The organism is Cryobacterium sp. 10I1 (assembly GCF_035019805.1).
In the GTDB taxonomy this organism is placed as follows: Bacteria; Actinomycetota; Actinomycetes; order Actinomycetales; family Microbacteriaceae; genus Cryobacterium; species Cryobacterium glucosi.
Window position 1 is genome coordinate 1 of sequence record NZ_JASJVF010000436.1, and the last position, 1,598, is coordinate 1,598.

The 1,598-nt window shown below is 70.7% G+C and carries 2 protein-coding genes; both read left to right on the forward strand.

All coding sequences use genetic code 11. The features are described 5' to 3' along the window. Positions 1-1,129, forward strand: a 1,129-nt coding sequence (locus tag QN345_RS18840) for a TIGR04053 family radical SAM/SPASM domain-containing protein (RefSeq protein ID WP_323509087.1), incomplete at its 5' end; no start/stop codon positions are given. After that, the coding region (locus tag QN345_RS18845) for a ferrochelatase (protein WP_323509088.1) at positions 1,126-1,598 on the forward strand (473 nt) is incomplete at its 3' end. The genes QN345_RS18840 and QN345_RS18845, both read left to right, overlap by 4 nt.

Below are 1,598 nucleotides of genomic sequence, written 5' to 3' on the forward strand. Positions count from 1 at the left end.
GCGCGGCCCCGGCCCCGACTACTCGAAGCGCCCGATGCTCGTGTTCTGGGAGACGACCCGGGCCTGCGCCCTCGCCTGCAAACACTGCCGCGCGAGCGCGACGATGCAGGCGCTGCCCGGTGAACTCACGACGGCCCAGGGCAAGGACCTGATCGACCAGATCGCCGGTTTCGGCCGGCCGTACCCGATCCTCGTGCTCACCGGCGGCGACTGCCTGATGCGCCCCGACCTGTTCGAACTCGTCGAGTACGCCACCGGTCTCGGACTGCCGACGGCCCTCTCACCCTCGGTCACGCCCACCCTCACCGCCGCGATGATCGAGAAGATCGTCGCGAGCGGGGTGAAGGCCGTATCGGTCAGCCTCGACGGTGCGAGCGCGCCGACCCACGAGGGCGTGCGCGGCATCCCCGGCCACTTCGAGGACACCGTCAACGCCATCCGCGCCCTCGCCTCGGCCGGGCTCAGCGTGCAGGTGAACACGACGGTGATGCGCGCGAACGTCGACGAACTGGCGGATGTCGCCGCCCTCATCTCGAACGCGGGCGCGGCCATCTGGGAGGTCTTCTTCCTGGTCCAGGTCGGACGCGGCGTCTCGACGGAGGCTGTCACGCCCGAGGAACACGAGGAGATCTGCCACTTCCTCTTCGATGCTTCCCAACACGGTTTCATCGTCCGCACGGTCGAGGCCCCGTTCTTCCGCCGGGTTGTCGCCCGGCGCCGCGCGGGAGACCCTGCACCGGAGACCGCGCTATACCAACGGCTGGCCGGCCGGCTCGAGTCCCTGATGGGGCCGCCGATCGGACTGCCCCGCGCGCAGACGGCGTCGACCCGCGACGGCAAGGGCATCGTCTTCGTCGCCTACGACGGCGAGGTCTACCCGGCCGGTTTCCTGCCGCTCGGCCTCGGCAATGTCGAAACGACCCCGCTCGCCGAGATCTATCGCGACAACCCGCTGCTCAAGCAGATCCGCGCGACCGAATTCAGCGGCCGTTGCGGCAGCTGCGAATACGCCGACCTCTGCGGCGGCTCGCGGGCGCGCGCCTTCGCCTCGAGCGGAGATCCCCTCGGCGAAGACCCGGCCTGCCCGTACCAGCCGGGCGCGGATGCTGCGGCCGGCCTGACGGCATGAGCGAGCCGGGGGAGGAAACCCAGCCTGACCGCACATACGACGCCGTGCTCCTGCTCGGCTTCGGCGGCCCAGAGGGGCAGGACGACGTCATCCCCTTCCTCCGCAACGTCACCCGTGGTCGCGGCATCCCCGAGGAACGGCTCGAGACCGTCGCGACCCACTATCGGGCCTTCGGGGGAGTGAGCCCGGTCAACGGGCAGAACCGGGCCCTGCGGGCCGCCCTCGAGGCGGAGTTCACCGACCGGGGTGAGCCGCTGCCGGTGTACTGGGGCAACCGCAACTGGACGCCCCTACTCGCGGACACCGTGCTGGCGGCATCCGCTGCCGGTCATACCCGGCTCCTCGCGATCACGACGAGCGCGTACAGCTCATATTCGAGCTGCCGCCAGTACCGTGAGGACATCGCCGGGGCCCTGACCGCGACGGGGCTCGACGCCACCGGGCGCATCGACGCGGTGCGCCCGTACTT